This window comes from Stutzerimonas sp. LR2 (genome assembly GCF_055755175.1).
Genome location: NZ_JBVTRR010000049.1, coordinates 1 through 936 on the forward strand (window position 1 = coordinate 1; position 936 = coordinate 936).

General features: G+C 52.5%; 2 protein-coding genes. Both read right to left on the bottom strand.

Annotated elements, in window-relative coordinates:
• On the bottom strand, positions 1-307 hold a 307-nt coding region (locus tag ACVRRC_RS21935; RefSeq protein ID WP_472997567.1), incomplete at its 3' end, for a hypothetical protein.
• On the bottom strand, positions 304-936 hold a 633-nt coding region (locus ACVRRC_RS21940; protein ID WP_472997568.1), incomplete at its 5' end, for a DNA adenine methylase. The genes ACVRRC_RS21935 and ACVRRC_RS21940, both read right to left, overlap by 4 nt.

Genomic DNA, 936 nt, shown 5'->3' on the forward strand with positions numbered 1-936 from the left:
TACTGAAGTCAATTTGTCGGGTGATGCGGTACACCACGACACTTTTAGGACGAAAAAGAGGCATAGCTCCCTCACTGTGATTTTTAATCAGAAGGGGCTTGCCCTTTGATTTTTGTTTTGACAGGTACTGGATGCGGTCGCGAATAGCCAATTGCACCCAATACACCACATTGTTCTCTTTGATAAATTCCAGGTACTGGCGACTGGCTTCAGCTGGGTCATAGCGGTGAATGACGGCAATCTCGTCGCAGAATCGCTCAGTTAGCGGATCCTTTAGCGGTGGAACTTCAAACACCGGCACGGTCATGCTGAGGTCTTGCCTGAAGAGACCGCTTGACGGATAGCGATGATTTCTTTCGCCTGCTTCCCTTCACCAGTCCCGTTGTACACGCTACGCGGAGCAGAGAAGCCCTTAACCGTAAAGCCGGTATACATCTGGCGGATGTTTTCAGCATCGTGGCTGGAGGCCACTACATGCACCCCTTTCTCTGGCAGGGTATTCAGAATGTCCACCAGCGCGCGTTGCTGAGCTTCAGTGAAACCACTGGCGTGATAACCCGTAAACTTGCCAGGATTGACATAAGGCGGATCGCAGTAGACCACATCACCCTTACCCGCCAGCTTCAGCGTTTCTTCAAAGCCTGCACACAGCAAATCCGCATGCACAAGGCGGTCTGCCATGTAGCGGATCTCTTTCTCAGGCAGGTACGGTTTGCGGTAATCCCCCCAGGGAACGTTAAATTCCCCTTTACGCTTGTTGTACCGGCATAGGCCGCGATATCCGTGTCGGTTCATGTAAATGAACATCGCGGCCATGCGGACCGAGTCAGCGGTGCGGGCATTAAATTCTTTACGGATCGCGTCGTAGTGTTCGCGAGTACGGCACGTTTCGTAGAGCGCAGTCAGTGCAGCAATGACGTTTTCACCCGCGTTACG